General features: G+C 68.1%; 30 protein-coding genes and 1 other RNA gene. 14 read left to right on the forward strand and 17 right to left on the reverse strand.

From position 1 onward, the window contains the following. The first annotated feature begins 126 nt into the window (after positions 1 to 126). Positions 127 to 1,233: a cell division protein FtsZ gene (gene ftsZ, locus KQ297_RS04780; RefSeq protein ID WP_259738406.1), complete on the forward strand. Its 1,107-nt coding sequence runs from the start codon at positions 127 to 129 to the stop codon at positions 1,231 to 1,233. Between the two features lie 44 nt (positions 1,234 to 1,277). On the opposite strand, the gene ffs is transcribed toward ftsZ, so the two are convergent. Beyond that, positions 1,278 to 1,374, reverse strand: an RNA gene (gene ffs, locus KQ297_RS04785) — signal recognition particle sRNA small type. 46 nt (positions 1,375 to 1,420) lie between these two features. Between ffs and panB the strand changes: the two genes are divergently transcribed. Further along, positions 1,421 to 2,257, forward strand: coding sequence for a 3-methyl-2-oxobutanoate hydroxymethyltransferase (gene panB / locus KQ297_RS04790; protein ID WP_259738472.1), 837 nt, complete (start codon positions 1,421 to 1,423; stop codon positions 2,255 to 2,257). On the opposite strand, the gene hemW is transcribed toward panB, so the two are convergent. Next, the gene (gene hemW, locus KQ297_RS04795; protein ID WP_259738407.1) at positions 2,160 to 3,380 is read right to left on the reverse strand and encodes a radical SAM family heme chaperone HemW; all 1,221 of its coding nucleotides are present in this window, start codon (positions 3,378 to 3,380) and stop codon (positions 2,160 to 2,162) included. The two genes, panB and hemW, sit on opposite strands and share 98 nt — an antisense overlap. Before the next feature lie 142 nt (positions 3,381 to 3,522). Between hemW and KQ297_RS04800 the strand changes: the two genes are divergently transcribed. From KQ297_RS04800 to KQ297_RS04825, 6 genes are all read left to right on the forward strand, one after another. Next, positions 3,523 to 4,635 (forward strand): PIN/TRAM domain-containing protein, encoded by a 1,113-nt coding sequence (locus tag KQ297_RS04800; protein ID WP_185466012.1) that lies wholly within the window; start codon positions 3,523 to 3,525, stop codon positions 4,633 to 4,635. Positions 4,636 to 4,667: 32 nt separating this feature from the next. Continuing rightward, positions 4,668 to 5,342, forward strand: coding sequence for an ATP-dependent Clp protease proteolytic subunit (locus KQ297_RS04805; protein WP_185466014.1), 675 nt, complete (start codon positions 4,668 to 4,670; stop codon positions 5,340 to 5,342). 83 nt (positions 5,343 to 5,425) lie between these two features. After that, positions 5,426 to 6,028 (forward strand): ATP-dependent Clp protease proteolytic subunit, encoded by a 603-nt coding sequence (locus tag KQ297_RS04810; RefSeq protein ID WP_259738408.1) that lies wholly within the window; start codon positions 5,426 to 5,428, stop codon positions 6,026 to 6,028. Between the two features lie 50 nt (positions 6,029 to 6,078). Next, positions 6,079 to 7,074, forward strand: a complete 996-nt coding sequence (ilvC, locus tag KQ297_RS04815) for a ketol-acid reductoisomerase (RefSeq protein WP_259738409.1) — start codon at positions 6,079 to 6,081, stop codon at positions 7,072 to 7,074. A gap of 50 nt (positions 7,075 to 7,124) precedes the next feature. Next, positions 7,125 to 8,201: a hypothetical protein gene (locus KQ297_RS04820; protein WP_259738410.1), complete on the forward strand. Its 1,077-nt coding sequence runs from the start codon at positions 7,125 to 7,127 to the stop codon at positions 8,199 to 8,201. Positions 8,202 to 8,218: 17 nt separating this feature from the next. Further along, the gene (locus KQ297_RS04825; RefSeq protein ID WP_259738473.1) at positions 8,219 to 9,295 is read left to right on the forward strand and encodes a CobD/CbiB family cobalamin biosynthesis protein; all 1,077 of its coding nucleotides are present in this window, start codon (positions 8,219 to 8,221) and stop codon (positions 9,293 to 9,295) included. A gap of 15 nt (positions 9,296 to 9,310) precedes the next feature. Here KQ297_RS04825 and KQ297_RS04830 read toward each other — a convergent pair whose 3' ends face one another. Both KQ297_RS04830 and KQ297_RS04835 read right to left on the reverse strand, forming a co-directional pair. Continuing rightward, positions 9,311 to 9,979, reverse strand: coding sequence for a sugar transferase (locus KQ297_RS04830; RefSeq protein WP_259738411.1), 669 nt, complete (start codon positions 9,977 to 9,979; stop codon positions 9,311 to 9,313). A 135-nt stretch (positions 9,980 to 10,114) separates the two neighbouring features. Next, on the reverse strand, positions 10,115 to 11,326 hold the full coding sequence (locus KQ297_RS04835) for a glycosyltransferase (RefSeq protein WP_259738412.1): 1,212 nt from the start codon (positions 11,324 to 11,326) through the stop codon (positions 10,115 to 10,117). A gap of 103 nt (positions 11,327 to 11,429) precedes the next feature. Here KQ297_RS04835 and KQ297_RS04840 point away from each other — a divergent pair, with 103 nt between their 5' ends. From KQ297_RS04840 to KQ297_RS04855, 4 genes are all read left to right on the forward strand, one after another. Beyond that, complete coding sequence (locus KQ297_RS04840; RefSeq protein ID WP_259738413.1) at positions 11,430 to 11,672, forward strand: hypothetical protein; 243 nt, start codon at positions 11,430 to 11,432, stop codon at positions 11,670 to 11,672. Positions 11,673 to 11,686: 14 nt separating this feature from the next. After that, positions 11,687 to 11,941, forward strand: a complete 255-nt coding sequence (locus KQ297_RS04845) for a DUF6737 family protein (protein ID WP_259738414.1) — start codon at positions 11,687 to 11,689, stop codon at positions 11,939 to 11,941. 106 nt (positions 11,942 to 12,047) lie between these two features. Next, complete coding sequence (locus KQ297_RS04850) at positions 12,048 to 12,257, forward strand: hypothetical protein (RefSeq protein ID WP_185466031.1); 210 nt, start codon at positions 12,048 to 12,050, stop codon at positions 12,255 to 12,257. Positions 12,258 to 12,607: 350 nt separating this feature from the next. Continuing rightward, on the forward strand, positions 12,608 to 13,111 hold the full coding sequence (locus tag KQ297_RS04855; protein WP_259738415.1) for a hypothetical protein: 504 nt from the start codon (positions 12,608 to 12,610) through the stop codon (positions 13,109 to 13,111). A gap of 225 nt (positions 13,112 to 13,336) precedes the next feature. Here KQ297_RS04855 and KQ297_RS04860 read toward each other — a convergent pair whose 3' ends face one another. From KQ297_RS04860 to KQ297_RS04875, 4 genes are all read right to left on the reverse strand, one after another. Further along, entirely contained in the window at positions 13,337 to 13,699 is a 363-nt protein-coding gene (locus KQ297_RS04860; protein ID WP_259738416.1) for a hypothetical protein, read from the reverse strand. A gap of 36 nt (positions 13,700 to 13,735) precedes the next feature. Then, a complete protein-coding gene (ppk2, locus tag KQ297_RS04865; RefSeq protein WP_259738417.1) occupies positions 13,736 to 14,770 on the reverse strand; it encodes a polyphosphate kinase 2 in 1,035 nt (344 codons plus the stop codon). A gap of 73 nt (positions 14,771 to 14,843) precedes the next feature. Next, positions 14,844 to 16,202, reverse strand: coding sequence for an ATP-binding protein (locus tag KQ297_RS04870; RefSeq protein ID WP_259738418.1), 1,359 nt, complete (start codon positions 16,200 to 16,202; stop codon positions 14,844 to 14,846). A gap of 3 nt (positions 16,203 to 16,205) precedes the next feature. Further along, positions 16,206 to 16,931: a response regulator gene (locus KQ297_RS04875; RefSeq protein WP_259738419.1), complete on the reverse strand. Its 726-nt coding sequence runs from the start codon at positions 16,929 to 16,931 to the stop codon at positions 16,206 to 16,208. 157 nt (positions 16,932 to 17,088) lie between these two features. On the opposite strand from KQ297_RS04875, the gene KQ297_RS04880 reads away from it, so the two are divergent. Then, positions 17,089 to 17,616 (forward strand): EF-hand domain-containing protein, encoded by a 528-nt coding sequence (locus tag KQ297_RS04880; RefSeq protein WP_259738420.1) that lies wholly within the window; start codon positions 17,089 to 17,091, stop codon positions 17,614 to 17,616. 2 nt (positions 17,617 to 17,618) lie between these two features. Here the strand turns inward: KQ297_RS04880 and KQ297_RS04885 are convergent, their stop codons facing one another. From KQ297_RS04885 to KQ297_RS04900, 4 genes are all read right to left on the reverse strand, one after another. Further along, positions 17,619 to 18,068 carry a hypothetical protein gene (locus KQ297_RS04885; protein ID WP_259738421.1) on the reverse strand — a complete coding sequence of 150 codons (450 nt, stop codon included), beginning with the start codon at positions 18,066 to 18,068 and terminating at the stop codon, positions 17,619 to 17,621. 18 nt (positions 18,069 to 18,086) lie between these two features. Beyond that, on the reverse strand, positions 18,087 to 18,329 hold the full coding sequence (locus KQ297_RS04890; RefSeq protein WP_185466047.1) for a hypothetical protein: 243 nt from the start codon (positions 18,327 to 18,329) through the stop codon (positions 18,087 to 18,089). A gap of 82 nt (positions 18,330 to 18,411) precedes the next feature. Then, the gene (locus KQ297_RS04895; RefSeq protein WP_259738422.1) at positions 18,412 to 19,053 is read right to left on the reverse strand and encodes a DUF4335 domain-containing protein; all 642 of its coding nucleotides are present in this window, start codon (positions 19,051 to 19,053) and stop codon (positions 18,412 to 18,414) included. Then, positions 19,050 to 19,631, reverse strand: a complete 582-nt coding sequence (locus tag KQ297_RS04900) for a DUF3038 domain-containing protein (protein ID WP_185466050.1) — start codon at positions 19,629 to 19,631, stop codon at positions 19,050 to 19,052. The genes KQ297_RS04895 and KQ297_RS04900 overlap by 4 nt, the downstream gene beginning before the upstream one ends. A 51-nt stretch (positions 19,632 to 19,682) precedes the next feature. Here KQ297_RS04900 and KQ297_RS04905 point away from each other — a divergent pair, with 51 nt between their 5' ends. Next, positions 19,683 to 20,240 carry an adenine phosphoribosyltransferase gene (locus tag KQ297_RS04905; protein WP_259738423.1) on the forward strand — a complete coding sequence of 186 codons (558 nt, stop codon included), beginning with the start codon at positions 19,683 to 19,685 and terminating at the stop codon, positions 20,238 to 20,240. Between the two features lie 21 nt (positions 20,241 to 20,261). Here the strand turns inward: KQ297_RS04905 and KQ297_RS04910 are convergent, their stop codons facing one another. From KQ297_RS04910 to dapB, 5 genes are all read right to left on the reverse strand, one after another. After that, positions 20,262 to 20,474, reverse strand: coding sequence for a DUF2949 domain-containing protein (locus tag KQ297_RS04910; protein WP_185466052.1), 213 nt, complete (start codon positions 20,472 to 20,474; stop codon positions 20,262 to 20,264). A gap of 48 nt (positions 20,475 to 20,522) precedes the next feature. After that, entirely contained in the window at positions 20,523 to 21,770 is a 1,248-nt protein-coding gene (locus KQ297_RS04915; protein ID WP_259738424.1) for an FAD-dependent monooxygenase, read from the reverse strand. 76 nt (positions 21,771 to 21,846) lie between these two features. Then, the gene (locus tag KQ297_RS04920) at positions 21,847 to 22,119 is read right to left on the reverse strand and encodes a high light inducible protein (protein ID WP_259738425.1); all 273 of its coding nucleotides are present in this window, start codon (positions 22,117 to 22,119) and stop codon (positions 21,847 to 21,849) included. Between the two features lie 89 nt (positions 22,120 to 22,208). Then, positions 22,209 to 22,853: a hypothetical protein gene (locus KQ297_RS04925; RefSeq protein WP_259738426.1), complete on the reverse strand. Its 645-nt coding sequence runs from the start codon at positions 22,851 to 22,853 to the stop codon at positions 22,209 to 22,211. 25 nt (positions 22,854 to 22,878) lie between these two features. After that, the gene (dapB, locus tag KQ297_RS04930; RefSeq protein WP_259738427.1) at positions 22,879 to 23,736 is read right to left on the reverse strand and encodes a 4-hydroxy-tetrahydrodipicolinate reductase; all 858 of its coding nucleotides are present in this window, start codon (positions 23,734 to 23,736) and stop codon (positions 22,879 to 22,881) included. Positions 23,737 to 23,827 lie beyond the last annotated feature (91 nt).

The raw sequence follows: 23,827 nt of genomic DNA on the forward strand, positions 1-23,827 counted from the left end.
GCACATGTTTTTTCCAGCCCGCCGCCGACACAATGCTGCCCGAGATGAGTGTCAACGGTTCCCTGGGCGACCACCCCGACTCAGGCCAGCACCCCATCCCAATCTGATGCCTTACTCGGAACTCCATTGACCTCCTCGCCCTCCAGCAACGGCATCGTTCCCAGCCAGAGCGCCAGGATCGAAGTGATCGGCGTGGGGGGCGGTGGCAGCAACGCGGTCAACCGAATGATCGCCTCCGATCTGGAGGGGGTCGGCTACAGGGTGCTGAACACCGATGCCCAGGCTCTGCTCCAGTCGGCCGCCCAGCGACGGGTTCAACTCGGCCAGAAACTCACCCGGGGCCTCGGGGCGGGCGGCAACCCGGTGATCGGTCAGAAGGCGGCCGAAGAATCACGCAACGAACTGCAGGAAGCCCTTGAAGGGGCTGATCTGGTTTTCATCGCCGCCGGCATGGGCGGTGGCACGGGCACAGGAGCCGCTCCGATCCTCGCGGAAGTGGCCAAGGAATGCGGTGCCCTCACCGTGGGCATCGTCACCAAGCCCTTCGGCTTCGAGGGTCGCAAGCGCATGAAGCAGGCCGAGGAGGGCATCGCCCGTCTGGCTGAGCATGTCGACACCCTGATCGTGATCCCCAATGACCGCCTGCGCGATGCCATCTCGGGCGCACCGTTGCAGGAAGCCTTCCGAGCCGCTGACGACGTGCTGCGTCAGGGCGTCAAGGGCATCAGCGACATGATCACCCGGCCTGGGCTGGTCAACGTCGACTTCGCCGACGTGCGCTCGGTGATGACCCTGGCGGGCACAGCCCTGCTGGGCATCGGGGTCGGCTCCGGCCGCTCAAGGGCCGTTGAGGCCGCCCAGGCCGCCATCAGCAGCCCCTTGCTGGAAGCCGCACGGATCGATGGGGCCAGGGGCTGCGTGATCAACATCAGCGGCGGCAGGGACATGACCCTCGAGGACATGACCACCGCCTCCGAAGTGATCTACGACGTGGTGGATCCCGACGCCAACATCATCGTGGGGGCCGTGGTCGACGAGAAGCTCGAAGGCGAGATCCACGTGACTGTGATCGCCACCGGCTTCGAGGCGGGCAGCACCTACCGCACCGAACGGCCCCGGGAGCGTTTCGCCGCCAGCCCCCAGCTCACCCACACCGAGGAAGAGGTGGACCAGCGCGGCGCCAAGATCCCACCCTTCCTGCTCAACCGCCAGAGCCGCTCAACCGACAGCTGATCGTTTGGATCAGGAGTGGGCTAACGCCCCTGTTGGATCAAGAGGGTGACCCGGAGTCCACGCCTGCCAAGAGCATCCCGTGTGGCTGCTCCCTTCCGGTCCTGACCAGATTTGGGCGTCCGGGCCGCGTGGGTCCGAGTCGAGATGATGGTAGCAATGCAAGCCCGAGAGGTTTCCGCCTGTGCCCCTGAGACCCGGTGATCTGGTGACCCGCAAGCAGGCCGGGCGACCGATCCTGATCCTCACCGCCTGGGATGCACTCTCGGCGGCGCTGGTGGAGGAGGCCGGTGCCGAGGTGGTGCTGGTGGGCGACTCACTGGCCATGGTGGTGCTCGGCCACGCCACCACCCTGCCGGTCACCCTGGCGGAGATGATCGGCCACACCCAGGCGGTGGCCCGGGGTCTGCGCCGGCCTGTGGGCCAGCAACCGCTGCTGATCTGCGATCTGCCCTTCCTCAGCTACCAGTGCGGCAGCGATCAGGCAGTGGCCGCCGCCGGCCGGGTGCTCAAGGAAAGCGGCGCCGCCGCCGTGAAGCTGGAGGGTGGTGAGCCGGAAACCGTGGCCGTGGTCGACCGGCTGGTGCGCAGCGGGATTCCGGTGATGGGGCACCTCGGCCTGACACCCCAGTCGGTGCATCAGCTGGGCTACCGCCGCCAGGCCCGGGATCCGATCAGCCAGGAGCGGCTGCGGCGCCAGGCCCTGGATCTGGAGGCCGCCGGCTGCTTTGCCCTGGTTCTGGAGCACGTGCCGGACGATCTTGCCGGCAGTCTGCGGCGGCAGCTGACCATCCCGGTGATCGGGATCGGTGCCGGCGATGACTGCGATGGCCAGGTGCGGGTCACGGCGGATCTGCTCGGTCTGACCCCGAGCCAGCCTCCGTTCAGCCCCCCGCTGCTGGCCGGGCGCGAGCTCTGCGTGGACGCCCTCAGGGGCTGGCTGCAGGCAACGGCTCAGCCATGGCCTGCTCGGGCCGCTGACGGGCTTCCCACCAGGCCAGCAGCTCCCGCAGCACCGCATTGCTGAGGGCCAGTCCTTCAGGATCCGCCAGTCGCCAGCGCTGGCCTTCCACCAGCAGCAGGCCCCGCTGCCGCCAGGGGGCCATCCAGCGCTTCAGGGAGGCACGATCGGCCGCACACAGGCCAGCCGCTTCGGCCAGATGGTGGAGGTTGACCCCTTCGCGCCGGCGCAGACCCACGATCAGCCACTCATCAAAGGGCGGCTCCCCGGCTGGCGGGCCGGCCCCCTTCGTCTGCAACCAGGCCGCATAGGCCTCGCGCGTTCGAGGCCGTGCCTGGCGCTGCCCATAGGGGGCCGAGGTGGCCCCCAGCCCGAACCCCCACCAGCCGGCGCCACTCCAGTAGACGCGATTGTGACGGGAGGCGTGCCCGGGCAGCGCGTAGTTGGAGATCTCATAGCGTCCGTAGCCGGCGGCCCGCAGCAGCTCCCCGGTGAGGTCCATCAGGTCGGCACCCAGATCGGGGTCCGGCAGGGGCAGCTGGCCGCGCCGCTGCAAACGCTCGAAAACGGTGCCGGGCTCCACGATCAGGTCGTAGACCGACAGATGGGGTGGCTCCAGGGCAAGCGCCTGCTGCAGCTGCTGCCGCCAGTGGGGGAGGTCCTGCTCCGGCAGTCCCTGGATCAGATCGAGGCTCCAGCTGCTGAGGGCACCGCTGGCACGGGCCTGGCGCAGCCAGCCGGCGGCCTGGAGCAGGTGCCGGCGGCGATGGCGGCGGCCCAGACGCTCGAGCACCCCGTCATCGAAGCTCTGCCCCCCCAGGCTCACCCGGTTGATTCCCGCCGCCAGCATCCCGTCCAGCCTGAGGCGATCGAAGCTGGCCGGATCCATCTCCAGGGTGATCTCTGCCCCGGGAACCAGCCCGAATCTCTGCCGCAGGCCGTCGAGCAGCTGCCCCAGCTGCCTGGGGGTGAGCAGTGAGGGGGTACCACCGCCGATGTAGACGGTGGAGAGCGGTGCGGGGCTGGCAGAAGCCGCGATCTCGGCCTGCAGCAGGGGCAGGTAGGCGGCGATCGAGGCGGAGTGGGCACCGTCGGCGTGGTCCCCCAGCGGCACCACCGCGAAGTCGCAGTAGTAGCAACGGCGGTGGCAGAAGGGGATGTGGAGGTAGGCGGCGCGGGGTGCGGTCACAACCGGGAAGTGGCGGTGGACGCGCTCACAGTCAGGGTTCGCGACATGTCCGTAGGCAAATGTACGGGTACCTTTCCCGGTCAAATGGAGCGGGATCGGCCATGCTGCGGTTTCCCGGCTCTGGGCAGCCCACAACAGGCACATGGTGGACCCGCTCATCCTGCTGCTGTTCCTGATCTCCGGCGCGGCCACCGGCTGGCTGGGGGTGGATCTGCTGCCGGAGGACCTGCTGATCGAGGTGACGAACCTGGAGGGTCTGCGCTGGGTTCTGGGCGGTTTCGGGGCCTTCTTCGGGTTGCTGGCGGGCTTCTTCTTCCAGCTGCTGCGGCGCCGCCTGATGCGCCAGGTGCGCTCGATGCCCACCGATCTGCTGGTGAGCCGGGCCGTGGGCCTGATCCTCGGGCTGCTGGTGGCCAACCTGCTGCTGGCACCGATCCTGCTGTTGCCGCTGCCCTGGGAGGTGATCTTCGTCAAGCCGCTCGCGGCGGTGCTGAGCAACGTGTTCTTCGGAGTCCTGGGCTACAACCTCGCCGAGGTGCATGGCCGCACGCTGCTGCGGCTGTTCAACCCCTCGAGCACCGAGGCCCTGCTGGTGGCCGACGGGGTGCTGCAACCGGCCACCGCCAAGATCCTCGACACCAGCGTGATCATCGACGGACGCATCCGTGGTCTGCTGGAGTCGGGGCTGCTGGAGGGCCAGGTGATCGTGGCCCAGGCGGTGATCGATGAGCTGCAGCAGCTGGCGGATTCGGCCAATGCCGAGAAGAGGGGCAAGGGCCGGCGCGGCCTTAACCTGCTGGCCGCCCTGCGCGAGACCTACGGCCGGCGCCTGGTGGTGAACAGCACCCGCTACGAGGGCAACGGAGCCGACGACAAGCTGCTGAAGCTCACGGCCGACACCGGCGGCACCCTGCTCACGGCCGACTACAACCTGGCCAAGGTGGCCGAGGTGCAGGATCTCAGGGTGATGAACCTCAGCGCGCTGGTGATCGCCCTGCGGCCCGAGGTTCAGCCCGGTGATGCCCTGCAGCTCAAGATCGTGCGCGAGGGCAAGGAGGCCGACCAGGGGGTGGGGTATCTGGAGGACGGCACCATGGTGGTGGTGGAATCCGCCCGGGCCCGCATCGGCCAGCGTCTGCCGGTGACCGTGACCGGTGCGCTGCAGACCCCGGCAGGGCGCATGGTCTTCGCCCGATGCGACCAGGAAGGGCCGAAACAGCCCGCCCCGGTCCGGCAGCCGACGGGCCCCCGCTAGGCTCCCCTCCAGGCCCTGTAGAGCGTTTCCAGATGTCGGTGTCGGCCCCTTACTACGGCGATTCCGCCGTGATGCGCACACCGCCGCCCGATCTGCCTTCACTGCTGCTGAAGGAGCGGATCGTGTATCTCGGCCTGCCTCTGTTCTCCGACGACGACGCCAAGCGTCAGATGGGGATCGATGTGACCGAGCTGATCATTGCCCAGCTTCTCTATCTCGAGTTCGACAATCCCGAGAAACCGATCTTTTTCTACATCAATTCCACAGGCACCAGCTGGTATTCGGGCGACGCCATCGGCTTTGAAACCGAGGCCTTCGCCATCTGCGACACCATCCGCTACGTGAAGCCCCCGGTGCACACGATCTGCATCGGTCAGGCCATGGGCACCGCCGCAATGATTCTCTCGGCGGGCGCCAAGGGTCACCGGGCGGCCCTGCCCCATGCCTCGATCGTGCTGCACCAGCCCCGCTCCGGAGCCCGCGGCCAGGCCAGCGACATCCAGATCCGGGCCCAGGAAGTGCTGCACAACAAGCGCGTGATGCTCGAGATGCTCTCCCAGAACACCGGCCGCAGTGTGGAGCAGCTCTCGAGTGACTCCGATCGCATGACCTACCTCACCCCGCGGGAGGCCCTGGAATACGGCCTGATCGACCGGATCCTCACCAGCCAGAAGCCGCTGCCGGTGCCGCTGGCCGGCTCGGTCTGAGCCTGATCCGCTGAGCTTGCTGATCAGAGCAAGCCCCCCGCCCGCCTTTCACTCCGTCACCACCCCGTTCCGCACCCACAGCCATGCCCATCGGCACCCCCAGCGTTCCCTACCGCCTGCCCGGCAGCCAGTACGAGCGCTGGGTCGACATCTACACCCGTCTCGGCGTGGAGCGGATCCTCTTCCTCGGCCAGGAGGTGAACGACGGCATCGCCAACAGCCTGGTGGCCCAGATGCTGTACCTCGATTCCGAAGACAGCAGCAAGCCGATCTACCTCTACATCAATTCCCCGGGCGGGTCGGTCACCGCCGGACTGGCGATCTACGACACGATCCAGTACGTGAAATCCGACGTGGTGACCATCTGCGTGGGTCTGGCGGCCAGCATGGGCGCCTTCCTGCTGGCGGCGGGCACCAAGGGCAAACGGCTGGCCCTGCCCCATGCGCGGATCATGATCCACCAGCCTCTGGGCGGCACCAGTCAGCGCCAGGCCAGCGACATCGAGATCGAAGCCCGCGAAATCCTGCGCATCAAGGACATGCTCAACCAGAGCCTGGCTGACATGTGTGACCAGAGCCTCGAGAAGGTGACCAAGGACACCGACCGCGACTACTTCCTCAGTGCTGCGGAGGCCAAGGATTACGGCCTGATCGATCGGGTGATCGCCCACCCCAGCGAGGCCTGATCCGCCGGGCGCGACCGTAAAGTCGCTGTTTGCCCTGCCCGATTCGCCGGATGGCCCAGCTCTTCTACGACTCCGATGCCGATCTGAGCCTGCTCGATGGCAAAACGGTGGCCATCATCGGCTACGGCTCCCAGGGCCACGCCCACGCCCTCAACCTCAAGGACAGCGGCGTGAACGTGGTGGTGGGCCTCTACGCGGGCAGCCGCTCCGCTGAGAAAGCCAGGGCCGATGGCCTCGAGGTGCTGAGCGTGGCCGAGGCCGCCGAGCGCGCCGACTGGATCATGGTGCTGCTGCCCGATGAAACCCAGAAGGCCGTCTACGACGCCGAGATCGCACCGCACCTCAAGCCCGGCAAGGTGCTGAGCTTCGCCCACGGCTTCAACATCCGCTTCGAGCTGATCAAGCCTCCCGCTGATGTGGATGTGGTGATGATCGCCCCCAAGGGCCCCGGGCACACCGTGCGCTGGGAATACCAGAACGGCCAGGGGGTGCCGGCCCTCTTCGCCATCCACCAGGACGCCAGCGGCCATGCCCGCGCCCTGGCGATGGCCTACGCGAAGGCCATCGGCGGCACCCGTGCCGGCATCCTCGGAACCAACTTCAAAGAGGAAACCGAAACCGACCTCTTCGGGGAGCAGGCCGTTCTCTGCGGCGGCCTCTCCGAACTGGTGAAGGCCGGCTTTGAGACCCTGGTGGATGCGGGCTACCAGCCCGAGCTCGCCTACTTCGAGTGCCTGCACGAAGTGAAGCTGATCGTGGATCTGATGGTGAAGGGCGGCCTCACCGCCATGCGCGATTCGATCTCCAACACCGCCGAGTACGGCGACTACGTGAGCGGCCCGCGCCTGATCACCGCCGACACCAAGGCAGAGATGAAGCGCATCCTCGCCGACATCCAGGACGGTACCTTCGCCCGCAATTTCGTGGCCGAATGCGAGGCCGGCAAGCCGGAGATGACCAAGGCCCGCAACCGTGACGCGGCCCACCCCGTCGAGCAGGTGGGCGTGGGCCTGCGTTCCATGTTCAGCTGGCTGAAGGCCTCCTGAAGCGGGATCACCCCGGCGGCCGCAGCGCAGGCCCCAGGCCGAATCTGCCTGTGCTGGCCTGGGGCAGTGCCCAGGCCAGCACCAGCCTCACCCTGGCCGCTGCCGCCTGGATGGTGAGCGGCCTGAGCCCTTCACCTCTGCTGAACAGCCTGCTGCCGGCCCTGGTCACCCTGCCGGCGCTGCTCCCTCTGATCCGCCGGCCCCTGAGCGGGGTGATCCTGCAACTGCTGGCGGTGCTGGTGCTGCTGGGCCTCGGCACCAGCGCGGTCGTGGGCGTCCAAGGCCAGGAGCGCGCCCCTGAGGTGCTGCTGGCCATGGCCTCGGTGCTGGCCGTCGCGGTGGGAGCCCAGATGACGGCGCTGCCCCTTCAGCGGACCCTTCTGGCCCTTCATCAACTGCCCATGGGCCAGGTGCGGCGTGCCGGTGAACTTGGCGTGCTGATCGGCCATGGGCTCGCGGCGCTGCTGTTCCCCATAGGCCGGGCGCTCCTTCAGTTCAGCCAGGCCATGGTGCTGCTGCTGCCGGTGCTGCCACTGGCCCGCCAGGCCCGGGGTGAAGGCCTGCGCGAGGCACCTGGAGCAGAAACCCCGCCTGCTCGGGTGGCTTTCAGCTGGCGCTGTGCCTTGCAGGGGCTGCTGTTCGGCGGGCTGTTCGGGCTGCTGCCCCTGTGGGTGCGCCAGGTGGAAGCCGGCACCTGCCTGGATTTCGGCCTTGTGCTGGCCGCCTATGGGCTGGGACGCAGCCTGGGCGGAGACTTGGGCCTGGGTTGGTTGAAAGGGGCCTGGCGGCTCGGCGGTCCACGCCATGAAGGAGCCGGCCGCTACCTGGCGATGGCCCTGCTGCTGGGCGCAACCCGCTGGCTGCCGGGCTGGGGATCGCTGCTGCTGTTCGTTCCGCTGGGTGGTCTTGCCCAGGCCAGCGACCTGGCCCAGGTGAGGGGCCTGCCTCAGCCGAGCGATGAGCCTCTGCGCTGGCTGACCCTGGCCCGTTCAGGGGCCATCGGCGGCCTGCTCGGCAGCCTGGCCATGGGGCTGATGGCCCAGCTGCTCGGCCTGCCCCTGGCCTTCCCCCTTCAGATCGGGCTGTTCGTGGGGGCGGCCCTGGTGCTGCCCCCACGACCATCGTGATCACGCTGGTGGGGCCGATCCAGCTCTGGCTGCTGGTGCTGCTGGCCTGTGGACTGGATCGCCTGGTGGGGGATCCGATCAGCTGGCCCCATCCTGTTCAGGCGATGGGCTGGGCGATCCAGCATCTGCGCGGCATCGGGGAGCGCTGGGCCGGAGATCATCCCCGCCGCTTGCACCTGGCGGGACTGGGCCTCACCGCCCTGGTGGTGGGGGGCAGCAGCCTGGCCGGCTGGGCCATCGAGCAACTGGCGCTTGGCTCTTCTTCGCTCCTGCCCCTGCCCGTCTGGGTGGTCTGGGCAGGGCTGCCGGCCCTGCTCGTGGCCATGGCCAGCGCCCTGGCCGCCGGCAGCCTGGAGAAGGCCGTGAGGGGGGTGCTGGCTCCGATCAGCAGGCCGGGGCTCTCCGATGGCGTGGAGCCTGGGGATCCCGAGGGGCTGGAGGAGGCTCGCCGCCGCCTGGCCTGGATCGTGGGTCGTGATGTGGAGGGACTCAGCCGGGAGGAGCTGTTGCGCGGGGCGGCCGAAACCGCGGCGGAGAATGCCGTGGATGGGCTGTTCGGGCCGCTGTTCTGGATGCTGGCCGGTGCTGGCCTCTGGGCGGCCCTGGGGGTGGGCTCGGGAGCTCCGGGTCCCCTGAGCCTGGCCTGGATGTACAAAGCCGCCAGCACCCTCGACTCGATGCTCGGCTACCGCGTGGGCAGCCTGCGCTGGCTGGGCACCGCCGGGGCCCGCCTCGATGACCTGCTCACCTGGCTGCCCTGCCGGCTGGTGGCGTTCTCACTTCCGCTCGCCGCTGGCCGGCCTGGGCGCTGCCTCCAGCTGGGACGGCTGGCCCTGCGGCAGGGCCAGGCCGATCCATCCCCCAACGCCGGGGTGTCGCAGGCGGCCTTTGCCCAGGCGGCCCGGATCCAGCTTGGGGGCCTGAACCACTACGGCGGCGTGGCCAGAGCCAAACCGATCCTCGGGCAGGGCTACCCCGGCGCCGGGCCCGCAGCCGTGGCCCTCATTCTGAGCTTGGTGGGCCGGCTCGAGGCTCTCTGGCTGGCCATGGCCCTGCCCCTGCTGCTGGGGGTGAGCCGTCTGATCAGCGGTTGAGACCAGCTGAGCTGATCAGTAGGCGCCGCGATCACGCGGGTAGAGGATCACCCCCACCGTGCGCAGGATGATCGCCAGATCCAGCAGGACGGTGCGGCGGCGCGCGTAGGCGATGTCGAGCTTGACCCGGGCGTCGTAGCTGAGGTTGTTGCGCCCGGAGACCTGCCAGAGGCCCGTGAGCCCAGGGCGCACCGCCAGCACCTCATCCATCTGACGGCCGTAGCGCTCCAGTTCGTCCCAGACGATCGGCCGCGGCCCGACCAGGCTCATCTGACCCTTGAGCACGTTGATGAACTGGGGGAGCTCATCGAGGCTGGAGCGGCGCAGAAAACTGCCGATCGGTGTGATGCGGGGATCTGCTTTGAGCTTGAAGTCTTTGTTGAACTCCGCCTTGAGTTCGGGCGACTGATCAAGCAAAGCCTTGAGGATGCGGTCGGCGTCCTTGCGCATCGTGCGGAACTTGATGCAGCCGAAGCCCTTGTAGCCCCTGCCGATGCGGCGCTGCACGTAGAACACCGGCCCGGGCGAGCTGAGTTTGACCAGCACGGCCAGCAGCAGGAACAGGGGGCTGCCGAGGGTGAGCACCGCCAGGGAAAACACGATGTCACCGCTGCGCTTGAACACGCGGGATCGTTTCGACTGCGCCCGGATCAGATGTTCGGCCGTGGGCCCCGCGGGGGTCATCGAATCAGCGACCGGGAGCGGAGGAACCAGGTGCAGGGGCCTGGGTACGGGGCCAGCGATGTCAAAGGTGCTGAGCGACGATCCGGACATCAGCGCCCCCAGAGATGCGCGAACTCTAAAAATCGAAAGGTCAACTCACCAGCCGGTGCGGTCACTCACCCCAGAGGCACAGCGCCGCAACCGTCGCTGATGTCCCTGCCAGCGTCGCTCGAGAACCCCCTGCAGGCGCTGGCGGAAGCGCTCCGGAGAGAAGCGCTCGGCCCACTGCCGCTGACCCTCCGCAGGCAGTCGGTGCCACAACTGTCCCTGCTCGAAATGCTCCAGCGCCCGCACAAGGGACGCGACACTCTGCTGCTCGAACAGCAGGCCGGTGGGCTGGGGCACGTCGGCCGCCAGGCAACGGACCGTGTCAAGCAGCCCTCCCTGACCCAGGCCAATCACCGGAGCTCCCGCAGCCATGGCCTCCACCGGGGCGATGCCGAAATCCTCCAGACCGGCGTAGAGGTAGGCACGGCAGCGGCCCATCAGATCCGTGACCCGCTCCGGAGTGCAGGCCCCCAGCAGCGTCACGGTGGGTCCGGCCAGGGCCTGCAGGCGGGCCCGCTCCGGCCCGTCGCCCACCACCAGCAGGCGCAGCCCCAGGCGGTTGCAGGCCTCGATCACCAGGTCCACCCGCTTGTAGGGCACCAGCCGGCACAGGGAGATGTAGAAATCCTCCCGGGGCAGATCCCAGCGGAACCGGTCCACCGCCACCGGCGGATGCACCACCTGACTGGGGCGGCGCCAGCAGCGCCAGATTCTTCGTGCCGTGAAGCGGGAGTTGGCCAGAAAATGGTCGACGCGGGCACTGCTGCTCACGTCCCACTGGCGCAGCTGATGCAGCTGCCAGCGCACCCACGGCCCGAGGGGTCCGCGGGCGATGGTGGAACCGGCCAGGTAGGCGTGCATCTGATCCCAGGCGTAGCGGACCGGGGTGTGCACATAGCTGATGTGCAGCTGGTCGGGCCCGGTGAGCACTCCCTTGGCCACCAGGTGGTTGCTGCTCAGCACCAGGGGAAAGCCGGCCAGATCCAGCTGCTCGATCGCCAGGGGCAGCAGGGGCAGATATTGCTGCACATGTCTCACGCCCCAGGGCAGGTGCTGGATGAAGCTGGTCTGGATGCGTCGGCCCTGCAGCCAGCTGCCTGGTCGGGCGCTCTCGCCATCCACCAGGGCGAAAAGAGCGGCCGCGGGGCGTCCGGCGGCAAGCCACCGGTCGATCTCCTTCACCACCAGTTCGGCTCCCCCGACGGAGCGGGGCGTGAACCACTCATGGACGAGGGCGATCCGGCCGGGGAGTCCTGACATGCCGGCACCGTAGGGCCCGTGCCGGCGCGATCACATCACGAAAACTCTCAGCTGATTGCGTCGCCAGGCCTGGATCCGGATGCTGAACGAAGCCCAGCCCGCCATGCCAATCCGCGACCTGCTCGAAGACGCCCTCGAGGAACCCTCGATCGGGCTCACCCCATGCTTCAGCTGGCATGCCACCCCGGTGGGAATCGCCGCTCTCTGGCGTGCTGGAGCGGCACCCTCGATCCCCCCCTTCGAAGCCGCCCTCAAGGAAGGCCTCGACGTGGGCCTGGATCTGAGCCGTGAGGAACGGGAGTTCCACCAGTTGCGCATGGGCCTGGTGCTGCTGTTCCACTCCTGAGGATCCCCAGCCCGATGACCGAGACCGGCGAGGACACCTCCCAGGCGCCGGGAGCGGTGTCGATCTGGCAACTGAAGCCCTGGTGGTGCCAGCCCTGGTCGATCCTGCTGACGGGGGTGCTCCTGATCGCGGGCAGCTGGCTCTGGCTGAGGCTCTGGTGGCTTAGCGTTCCGCTCGCAATCGGGGTGCTGCTTTGGTGGTGGCTGTTCCTGGTGCTGATGCCCCGTCAGGCGGCGGCGCTTGCATCAGGACCGGACGACATCGGTTGAAATGCAACCGATCCAACAGCGTCAACGCCAGCCTTTCCGTTAAAGCTCGTTACAGCACGATGCAGAGGGTTGACTTCACCCCGTTCTTTCCACTCCAGGAGTCTCCATGAGTTACGAACCCGGTACCAGTGAATGCCGGTTGTTGATCGACAGCAAGGCCCAGATCGAAGGGGTCCTGGCCAACCTCGCCAAGCTCGAGAACACCGATCACATCCGCATGCAGCTGCTGGCGGTCTACAACCAGCTGGAGGGTCTGCACGACCTCAGGCGGACCAAGCCAGTGGGCGCGATCCCCGGCAGGGATGAAAGCGCCTGAGAAACCCGTTCAGCTCGATCGGTCCACAGCGCCGTCGCCATCCCTGCTGAGCGATCGGATGCCTCCAGGCCGTGATCCGCAACGGCCAGCTCCCCTGGGCCCGGTGGACGATCAGATACCGGTAGCGGCAATCGCGGCGAAAGTCCGGCGACCCCAGGGGTTCAGCCCCCGGATGGCAGCGCAGGAAACCAGCCACCAAGCCCCCGGGGCCGGCACCATCCCCATGGCAGGCCTCCAGGGCGGCGCCCAGGCGGAGCGCTGCACCCGCTGGATCACCCTGGCGAGGGAGGTAGAGATGAAGGGGTCCCCAGCCAGGAAAGCCCAGAAAGGAATACACCGCGGGGATGTCCATGGCAACGGCTCGAGAGGGTCCGCTTCTTCAGTGCCCCTGCCGTCCCATCGTTCGCTGGGGGGGCAGTTCCCTGCCAGGGGTCCTGCTGCTGGCCCTGCTGGGTGGTGCCGGGGTGGCTATGGCCCAGCAGCGCAGTGGCGATCCGCTCGCGCTGGCCACCCTGCTGCGCGTAGGACAGCCGATCCTCGAGAGTGATCGCCGACTGCTCCAGCTCGGCTGGCGGCCCTCTCCCGCCAGCGCCCCCGCCGCACTTGACCGGGAGCGCTCAGGAAGCACCCTGGCCAGCCTCAGTGGCTGCTCCGGCACTGGGGCAGGTTTCTGCCGCTTCGACTACCGGCGGGGCCGGGCCAGACTGGCGGTGATCACCGTGCCCTCGCCGACGGGGCACTCCGGCGGGCCGATTGTGCTGCGCTGGGTGGATGAAATCAGCGGGCGCCGTTGGGGTCTCTGTCAGAGCGACACCTCTGAGCAGCTGATCCCCTGCAAGGGCCTGGGGCCCTAGCCAGCAGCCGGCGCAGGGCCGCCCGGAGCCGATAAGTTTGGGCAGCTGCCGCTGCAGGGCCGATGGGTCTGGAGAACAAGCAACGCCCTCCCTGGCTGAACTGGGTGTTCCTGCTGATCTTCCTCTGGAGCAGCTGGCAACTGGCGGGCTTCTGGTTCGATCGGCTGAACTGAACCGTCCCCGGAGGGACTCAGGGCTTGAGCCGATCAGTGGTCAACGGACTGGTCACTGCTCCTGGAGGGACTGCTTCAGGCGCGAGAGCAGCGTCCTGCGGGCCACCGCCGGCGGCAGTCCCTGGTCGCTGGCCTCGGCCACCCAGTCTCGGGCCGCCTGGATGAGGGCTTCCAGGCCCGGAGCTCCTGATCGCAGGGCCTGAAAGGTCGCCATCAGATCCTGATCCATGGCCTGGGAGGGATCGCTGCAGACGATGTACTGCCGACCGTCGCAGCCGGTGTAGAGCAGGCTTCCCTCAGGCCCACGCAGGGGGGCCGTAGCCGGAACAGTCAGGGAAGCCTCCGGTTCATCCCCGGAACGGGAGGGCTCGGAGGAGTCAGGGCCAAGGGCCGAATCATCGTCGGAGCGGGGCATGGCAAGGCGGCGATGGAGCGGGAGGGCTTGAGACGGTCAGGAATAGGCGTTGGGGACGAAGAACTGCTCATTCATGGGGGGGCGCTGGTAATCACCGACGGTCTTGCGCGGTGGCAGTTCGATGGGAGCGGGCGTCATGTCTTCGTAGGGGATCTTCGAGAGCAGATGGCGAATGCAATTGAGGCGGGCCCTGCGCTTGTCATCGGCCTCAACGGTGAACCAGGGGGCCTCCGGGATGTTGGTGTGGGCAAACATCTGGTCCTTCGCCTTGGAAAACTCCACCCAGCGGTCGCGTGATTCGAGATCCATCGGTGAGAGTTTCCAGCGGCGGGCGGGATCATCCAGCCGGGAGCGGAAACGGACCTCCTGCTCCTCGTCGCTGACCGAGAACCAGTACTTGAGAAGAACGATGCCGGAGCGGACCAGCATGCGCTCAAACTGGGGAGCCGATTGCATGAATTCCTCCACCTGAGGTTCGCTGCAGAAGCCCATCACCCGCTCCACGCCGGCCCGGTTGTACCAACTGCGATCAAAGATGACGATCTCACCGGCGGCCGGGAAGTGCTCGACGTAGCGCTGGAAATACCACTGGGTGCGCTGCTGGTCGGAGGGGGTTCCCAGGGCCACCACATTGCAGCCCCTGGGGTTGAGAGGTTCGGTGATGCGCTTGATCGCTCCTCCCTTGCCGGCGGCATCGCGGCCTTCGAAGAGGATGACCAGACGAAAGCCCACATGCTTCACCCAGTACTGCATCTTCACCAGCTCGACCTGGAGTTTCTCCAGTTCTTTCTCATAGAACTTGCGGCTGAGCTTGGCTGACTTTTCCTCGGGTGGGGCACCCAGATCATCCTCTTGCTCCCCAGCCAGATGGGAGGGGTGATAGCGGTCATTCAGGCCGTTCGGAGGGTAAGGGGAAGGGGCGCCTGCGAGGCCAGCCAGAGCGGAGTCGCCCCCGGAATCGCCGTGGCGACCACCCTTGGTTCCGGTCTTGGCACCACCGTGTTTTCCAGATCTGGCCTTCTTGGCCTGGCCGCCAGCCTTGTCCTTCCCTTTGGCTTTGCCTTTGCCCATCCTGCTCAGCCCCGTCTCACCTGACTATCCATCCTGTCTAGAGGGATCAGCCTTGAGAGGCTGTGGGTTCGGCTCAGATTGTTGAGGCCCTGACACGGTCCTCACTGAGGGAATGGCCGCTCAGGCTGACGCAGAACTGCCCCGGCACCGGCTCGGGTGAGAGATCCACCAGGGGCTGATCCCCCAGCCGCAACTCACCGCCGTGGGTGCGGGCCACCCGCTGGGCGATCGCCAGACCGAGCCCGCAGTGGCCATGGCCACTGCGGGCTTCATCGAGCCTCTGGAAGGGCATCAGTGCCTGGGTTCGTTGTTCCTCTGCGATCCCCTGGCCCTGGTCCCACACCTGCAGCTCAAAGCCATCCTTCTGCCAGGCCCGCAGCACCAACCGCACGGGCGGCTGGCCGTAACTGAGCGCATTGTCGATCAGATTGGCGACGGCACGGCCCAGGGCGATCGGCTGAACCGTGGCGGTGACAGGAGCCAGATCCAGTTCGACGGGCTGTCCGTCGTAGCGGGCCGCCAGCTCCGCCAGCAGCTCCGCCAGCGGCACACGTACCGCCGTCTCCCCCCCGCCGCCGCCGGCGAAGAGCAGAAACTGGCCGGTGATGCGCTCGAGGTCGTCGAGATCGGCCCCTGCCCGCGCGCTGGCGGCACCATCCCCCAGCATCGACAAGCGCAGCCTCAGTCGGGTGAGCGGGGTCTTGAGGTCGTGGGCGATGCCGGCCAGCATGGTGGCGCGCTCCCTCTCGCTGTCCTCCAGGCGCCGGAGCATGGCGTTGAAGCGCTGCGCCAGCCGCCGCACCTCGGGGGCGCCCCGCTGGGGCATCGGCTCCGGCTTTGCCTCGAGGCCCACCCGTGCCAGGGCGCGCTCCAGCTGCTGCAGCGGCCGCTGCACCTCCAGCAGCAGAAACAGGGCCCCCGCCATCACACTTCCGCTCGCCAGCGACAGGGTGACCAGCAATGGATCCGGCGGCCAGCCGAAGCGCGGACGAATGGCGGCATAGAGCCAGACCGGCTCCAGGGGGGAGGCCAGCTCGATCCAGACACCACGGGCGGCGCCGTGGTTCGGCACCACCTCGGGGCAACGGGGCAGCCGGCGGCAGAGCTCCAGCTGCAACTGGTCAGCCTGGCGATCCAGGCGCCGATCGTGCCCGTGGCCGAGAAGCCCCCACCGCCTGGGACGGCGCGGCGGCCGCCCCACCCCCAGCTGCAGGCCGCTGAGCTGGGAGACGGTGGCCGGTGGGAAACGTTCCAGCGCCAGTTCCGAGAGCCTCAGGTTGAGGGCCACCTGCGGGCCCATCTGGGCGATCTGGAGCTGGCCGATTCTGGTGCCGAGCAGGGCCTGGAGCAGCACCAGGCTGAGGGCCCATCCCCCCAGGAAGAACACCCCGAGACGCAACGAAAGGGCTGCGGAGCGAATCGAGGGGGCCATCGCTCAGCGGTTGCGGGGCTGGCCATCGGGCACGAACACGTAGCCATAGCCCCAGACCGTCTGGAGGTAGCGGGGCCGGCTGGGATCGGGCTCCACCAGCCGCCTCACCCGTGAGACCTGCACATCCATACTGCGGGTGTCGGTGTCGCTGGCGGGGCCGCGGGCCAGCTCGATCAGCCGCTCCCGCGAGAGGGGACGGTGAGGGTGCTGCACGAAGGCGGCGAGCAGGCTGAATTCGCCGCTGGTGATCGTCACGGGCTGATTCTGCCGCTCCAGGGTGCGCGCCGAGAGATCCAGCACGTTGTCGCCGAAGCGGATCAGCTCGCCATCGGCGAGTGGAGTGCCGGCTGGCAGGGTGCCGCGGCGGCGCAGCACCGCTTCAATGCGGGCCATCAGCTCCCGGGGAAGGAAGGGCTTGGCCAGGTAGTCGTCGGCTCCCTGCTCCAGGCCGATGATCCGGTCGACCGCCTCTCCGCGGGCCGTGAGCATCACCACGGGCAGATCGTCGCTGGCATCGCGCAGGCGGCGCAGCAGGGTGAGGCCGTCATCACCGGGCAGCATCAGATCAAGCACCACCAGATCGGGGCGCTGGAATTCCAGGCGGGCCATCAGCTGGCGTCCATCGGTGAGGCAGCGCACCTCATAGCCCTGGTCGGTGAGGTAAGTCCCCAGCAACTGGCGCAGTTCCGGGTCGTCATCGACGACCCAGATGGTGTGGGTTCGGCTCAAGGCGAGGGCCGCAGCTGCGCCGACTGTATGGAGACAGACCGCCTGCGCCCAGGACCCTCGCCAGGACGGCCCTTGCCAAAGGTGACTGCCCGGACCTGCAGACAGGTCCGGTCATGCCTTGCCCCCTGGATCCGTCCCCGGTCCGTCCCTGGGGCGCGTGAGCGTCCATAAGGTGAACACCATGGCGCTCTCCATTCCCTCCAGACCCGTCGCCGGCCCCCTGGCTGGTTCCGGCCCAAGGTGGTGGTCGGTGGTCCTAGCCGCTCTGCTGCTGGCCTGTTCGGGGCCAGGGTTGGCCCAGGAGACGCAGACCCTGCAGCGCTACCAGCAACGGATGCAGGCCTGGTTCGAGCGCCTGGACCGCAACCGGGACGGCAGGCTGACCCCCCGGGAAAGTCAGGGACAGCCCTTTCTGGAAACCAATTTCCAGCGGCTCGACAGGCGCGGGCGCGGCTATCTGCTGCCCACCGATCTGGCCCCCCGTCAGAAGGTCTTCCTTGGAGTGCGGGTGCGCACGGTGTTCGCCCGGGCCGACCGCAACGGTGACGGCCAGCTCAGCCGCCAGGAGGCGCGTTCCTTCCCCTGGCTCAACCGCCGCTTCCTGGAGATCGACCTGAATCGCGATGGGGCCGTCAGCCTCCAGGAGCTGTGGGAGTCACGGCGGGCCCTGGCCCCACGCCCCTGAGATCAACGCTCGGGGCGATCCGGTGGCTGGATGCGCACCACCGACCAGATCAGTCGCGCCAGTCCTGCCGGCAGCGCCAGCAGCTGGCCCAGGCCGGGGATCGCCAGGCGCAACAGTCGGTACACCCCGTTGATCAGCAACAGCAGCGCTGCGATGGCCAGGCCAAGCACCAGCAGCACAGCGAGCGACTGAAGCAGTCCCACCATCAGGCTGATCAGCCCGAGTCCGATCTGACTCAGCCCCTGGATCAAGGTGCTGATCACCTTGCTGATCACCAACAGAGAATCCAGCTGGCTGGGCAGCTGCATCAGCAGCAGCAGCGCAGCAGCCCCCAACCCCCCATTCAGCAGAGCCATTCCCCCCTCGCGCCAGGCCGCTCGCTCGCGCCGCTGGCGGGAGAAGACCTTCCGGGGTGAGGTGTTCTTGCGGCCGTGATCTGGCAGAGGGTTCATCACATGGGCGGCGAGCTCTCACTCGAGCGTGTAGCCGGCACCACGCATCCAGCGCTCGAATTCGATCAGCACCAGTTCATTGGGGCAATCCACCAGGCTGAGGCCCGCCACGGTGCAATCCCCCTGGCCGCCGTGGTGGAGGGAGAGATGAAAATCCTTGCCACTGAGGCCACACACCTCGGGATCACTGCGCACGACCACATCCAGGGAGGCCCCAAGGCGATTCACCCGTCGTCGCAGCTCTGACCAGCTGGTGGTCATGGGTTCGTCGTCAGAGGGATCCACCACGCCAGGGTCGCATCCCAGGAGTGTGGCCACAGCTTCCCGTTCGTCAATGGAGGGTTCACCGAAGGGGTGGGGAGAGCGGGGTGGTGGGCGTGGCCTCCGGGCTGGCCGCTGGTGGAGCCGTTCGCCTTGGCAGCGGCACCATCAGGCCAAGAGCGGTGGTGATGGCCAGGGCAACCAGGCCGGCGGCCGGGGCAGCCAGGCGCTGACGCAGGGGGACGCGCTCCAGGATCTCCCGGCGCTGGAGGGGCCGATCGGGGGGTAAATCAAACCCAAGCCGAACGCGGGGGTCAAGGCGGAGCTGATCCAGGCAGCGCACGAGGTCGGCCAGCTCGGCATCGTCGAAGCTGAGCTCCAGGGGCTGGGTGTCGGGCTGGCTGCTGTGCAGGCGCAGGCGATGGGCCGGGCGGTTGCGCATCCCAGGCTTGGCCGCGGGGATCGGCTCCATCTGCACCGGGTCGGTGGCCGCCCCCATCGGCCTTGGCACGGAGCTCACCAGGTGGCGCGCATAGGGCAGCACAGCGGTCATCAGCGCCTGAAGATGGTCGCGCTTGCCTTCAAGGGTGGGATGGCCAGCCAGATCCAGCTCCCAGGCCGAGAGGATGCCGATCACATCCTGGCCATGGCCGGCGGAGAGATCGGGCAACCCGTCGATGCGCAGGCGGCAGCTGGTCTGCTCGTAGCGGTGGCTCAGTTTCATGCCGCGGCATCCATCAGGCTGGCCTTGAGGCGATCGAAGCCCCCCCGGCCGGAGCCGAGGGCCAGGCCCTGCACCAGCTGGCGCTGCAGGCGGGGCCCTTCCTGGGGATCCAGCAACTTCTGCACGCCACCGCGACGGGGGTTGAGGCGCTCGCGCACCAGTTCATCGAGCCTGGAGCGGAACAACTGCCAGCGCTGCTGGGTGACCGGTTCCGGCTCGGCGGCCGAGAGCAACTGGCGCAGCATCGGATAGAGCCGCTCGGCCATGGCACAGAGCAGGCTGATCAGGGCATCGGTTTCCGCTTCACTGAGCACACCCCGGCGGCAGGCCAGCCGCAGCGGGTTGTAGCAGCGCCGCTTCCATAGCTCCACCCGGTTGGGGAAGAGGGAGCCGAAGCCGAGCTGGCTGGCCATCCAGACCATGGCTTCGCCGCCGTTGAGATCGAGGGCCTCGACGCTGAGCAGCATCAGGTCGAGCCGCTCCAGCCCCCGACGGGAGAGGCGGGCCGCCGGGCTGCTCGGGAGGGGTTGATCCTCAACGGCTGCCTCGGCTGGTGCTGTGATCGTGACGTCGGCCATGGCTGCGATGATGCCAGCGCCCGCGCCGATCCGTCACCCGATCGCTTCTTCATGGCCCTGAGCACCGCATCCCTCGAGTTGGGCGAGCCGATTGATCTGCGGGGGCTGGTCAGGGATGTGCCCGATTTCCCCAAGCCCGGCATCCTCTTTCGGGACCTCACGCCACTGATGCGCGACCCCCGCGGCTGGAAGGAGGTGGTGCGCCTGTTGGCGGGGGTCTGCGATCGGCTGCGGCCCGACCTGATCGTGGGCATCGAGTCCAGGGGGTTCATCGTGGGGACAGCCCTGGCCACAGCGGCGGAGATCGGCTTCGTGCCCGTGCGCAAGCCCGGCAAGCTGCCCGGTCAGGTGCGTGCCGTCGACTACGCCCTGGAATACGGGCAGGATCGCCTCGAGATCCAACATGACGCCCTCGCGGACGGGCCTCGGGTGTTGATCGTCGACGACCTGCTGGCCACGGGCGGCACTGCCGCAGCCTGCGCCCAGCTGGTCGCCGATGCCGGCGGCGAACTCTGCGGCTATGGCTTCGTGGCCGAACTGGCTGAGCTCGGTGGTCGCGCGCGCCTGCCGGGGCAGCAGCCGGTGGAATCCCTGATTGTTTATGCCTAGGCGAACACCGTTCCGATGCGCTCAGGTCTGCTGGTCCTGCCAGGCCAGCACCTGATCGAACTGGTCAAGGCTGATCAGCCCGAAGCGCCAGAGGATCACCGGGAGTGGTGCCTGCTCCTGATCGGCCTGGCGGATCCCCAGAGCCAGGGCGTTCTCACTCAGTCCCTGCTCATGGCGGAGGTAGCGCACCAGGGCGGAGGAGGGAATCGGCTGGGGGGAAGTGCTGATCACCATCGGATCACCGGGGCGGTCGAGCCCACGGGGGCCGGAGCAGGGCGGCCCTCACTCTGACCAGCGGGCTGTGAGCCGGCAAGGGCCGAGGGTCATGGCCTTGAGACTGAGGCGCCTCAGGGCGCGGGAGCGCCCCATCAGGCCCAGGGCCAGCCGGCGGAGTGTCAGCAGCAGCGGCTGGCGGTTGGAGAAGAGTCGCACCAGCAGATCGGTGCTGATCAGGGTCAGCAGCACATCGGCCCAGCGGCGGCGGGCATAGGCTCCAGCCACGGCCGCCCGGGGCAGCCGCCCCACCGCCGCCAGCCGAGCCTGCCGCTGCAGTTGCTCCACATCCCGCCAGCAGAGGTTCATGCCCTGGCCGCCCACGGGATGGCAGCGATGGGCCGCTTCCCCCACCAGGACCAGGGAGCCGCGGTGGAAGTGGTGGGCGAGCTCGAGGGCCACCGGGAAGACCCGGGGCGTGTCGAGCAGGGCCTCGGGCTGGAGGGCTTCGGGAAGCACGGCGGCCAGCTGATCGAGGAAGGCCACGGGATCGAGGGCTTCCAGCCGGCGCAGTCGCGCGGCTGGAGCACTCCAGACCAGCTGAGCGGTGCCGTCGCCAAGGGGCAGCACGGCGAAGGGACCCTCGCGGCGAAAGAGCTCCCAGGCCTGATCGGGAGCCGAGCCCCGCAGGCGCACCTGGGCCGTGAGACAGCCCTGCCCATAGGGGAGGCTCCAGCGGCGAATCCCGGCGGACTCCCGGGTGAGAGATCCGCTGCCATCGGCGGCCACCACCAGATCGAGCGGATGGAGCGAGTCAGCGTCAGGCGATTCCGCCGGTTGGACTCCGCTGGCGCCCAGGGACAGGCTGACGGCGGGGTGGTCCCGGAGTCGCTCCAGCAGCACGGCCATCAAGGGCTGATGCTGAAGGATCCAGCCCACAGCCTGGGCCTGCTCAGGAGCCTCGGGGCCAGGGCCCAGCTCAGCCAGGCCGAAGCCGATCGAGTGACCCGCCTCCAGATCGCAGAGCTGAAGCGAGCGAAAGGGAACGAGAGCGGTGGTCAGCTCCCCCCAGAGCCCCAGACGCTGCAGAAGCAGGCGGCTGGAGTGGCTGAGGGCATAGGCGCGGCTGCGGGCCCGCAGCTGGAGATCGCTGAGCGGATCCACCAGCGACACCAGCCAGCCCACCTCGGCCAGGGCCAGAGCAGCGAGCGCGCCGGTGGGCCCGGCGCCCAGCACCCGGGCCCTGGGCGCGGTCGCCGGCACCGATGTCTGCAGAGAGGGAGAAGCCAGCACAGCGGCCGGCGAGAGGGCGCTCATGGAATCGGCAAGCGGCCACAAGAAAGCCGCAACAGAAAGTCTGCTGCGGCAGGAGGGAAGACTGCGCGGTTTGGGCTCAGCCGATGCCGAGCAGCCCGCGGGTGAAGGCCTCACCGCCCATGGCGAATTCAGTGGCCAGCAGAGCAATGAAACCCAGCATGGCCATGCGGCCATTCAGCTTCTCGGCACGCTCATGGAAGCCCCAGCCGCTCTCGGCGCTCACCACTTCCATGCGGGGTTCGGTGGCGAATGCATTGAGGCGACCGCCGTCTTCGGTGGTGACGGTGGCGCCGCGGATGGTGGCGCGCTCGGTTGCGGTCACAGGAGCGGTGGTGGTGGCTTGGGCCATGAGGTTCTCGTGTTGATGAACAGATTGTAACGCATTGTTGCGGAACGTAAACGATCGCCAACGCCTCACCCCGATTTTCAGCGCACCGCTCAGCGCAGCCGACGCAGGCAGAGCTCCTCGAAGGCGGGTCGCAGAAGGTAGGGGTAGTCGCCCACCCAGGCTTTGAGCTGCGGGATCCAGGCATCGCTGAGGGCTCCGATCCGAGCAAAATCCGGCCGCTCGCTCAGCACAAGACAGCGCACGACCATGCCGCGACGGATCGTCTGGTGCTTTTTCTCCATCGGGAAGCGCACGGACCCGAGATAGCCGTCCTCGTCCTCCAGCTCCAGCGACACCCAGGTGCGCCTGTTCTCCACCAGCTCCAGACGACCCCGGCTGTCGGCCTGCTCCTGACGCCCTTCCACCAGCTCCCGGGTGATGAGATCGGCGATCCGCCCTTCGAACAGAGCCCCCTTGGGGTAGCGGCGCAGGGTGGCGTTGCGACGGCCGGCCTCCAGGATTGGCCCCCAGAGCACATAAAGCAGGAACACGAAACCCGCCACCAGCCAGACCGGCCCGAAGCGGGAGGAAAACCGGCTCTGGGCGATCAGCAGGGAAAGCACCCCACCGATCACTGAGATCAGCACCCGCTGCAGCACCTTCTGCGGCCCGCCACTGCAGAAGCTGAACTGGGGACCACTGGCCACCGCCGGGATCAGCCGCTGCAGCTCGCCTTCCTTCAGGGGAATCAGCATCGCCCCGTTCCGCGCACGGCTGGCCTCACAACAGCCGCTCCAGGCCGTAGATCAGCCCATCGAGCCGTCGCACCCTGCGCAGGGCCAGCAGCACGCCGGGCATGTAGGCGGAGCGCTCGATCGTGTCGTGGCGGAGGGTGTAAGTCTCCCCTGGGGAGCCGAACATCACCTCCTGATGGGCCACCAGACCGGGAAGCCGGACCGAATGGAGCCGCAGGCCACTCTCCCGCTGGCCGCCTCGGCAGCCAGCCAGGGTTTCGTGCTCCTCCACCTGGGGGGCGTTGAAGGTCTTGCCGAGCTCCTCGATCAGCTCGGCGGTCTTGATGCAGGTGCCGCTGGGGGCATCGGCCTTGCGGTTGTGGTGCAGTTCCGTGAGCTCGGCGAAGTCGTAGAAGCGTGCGGCGGCGGCGGCGGCCTGCTGCAGCAGCACCATCCCCACCGAGAAATTGGGAATCACGGCACCGCCGACGCCGGCCTTGCCGGAGAACACGGCCAGGTCGGCCAGCTGCTTCGGGTTCAGGCCGGTGGTGCCGATCACCGGATGCACCCCGTAGGCGATCGCGGCGCGGGTGTGCTCATAGACCACCGAGGGGTGGGTGAAGTCCACCAGCACCGCCCCGGCTCCTGGACCATCACCACGCACCGCCTGGCTGGCCTGGCAGAGGCAGCCCTCGAAGTCGGCGGTGATCGCCACCTCCAGCTCCCCAAGGCCCAGTTCCAGCCCCACATCGGCCCCCTCCATACCGGGAGTGGTGTCGATCGCACCGAGCAGGCGGCAATCTTCAGCCGTGGTCACGGCCCTGACCACCTCGGCCCCCATGCGGCCCAGGGCGCCGGCCACCACCACCGGGATCGGACCTGGGATCACATCGGGGGGGGGCATGGGCCAGGCGTGAACGTTGCGTGGGGGAGCCTATGGCGGCCATTCCGGCTCCGGCGAAGCGCCTGTAACGCCTTGGGGCGCAAAGTCGCGT

It is taken from the genome of Synechococcus sp. CS-205 (genome assembly GCF_025128255.1).
Taxonomy (GTDB): Bacteria; Cyanobacteriota; Cyanobacteriia; order PCC-6307; family Cyanobiaceae; genus Regnicoccus_A.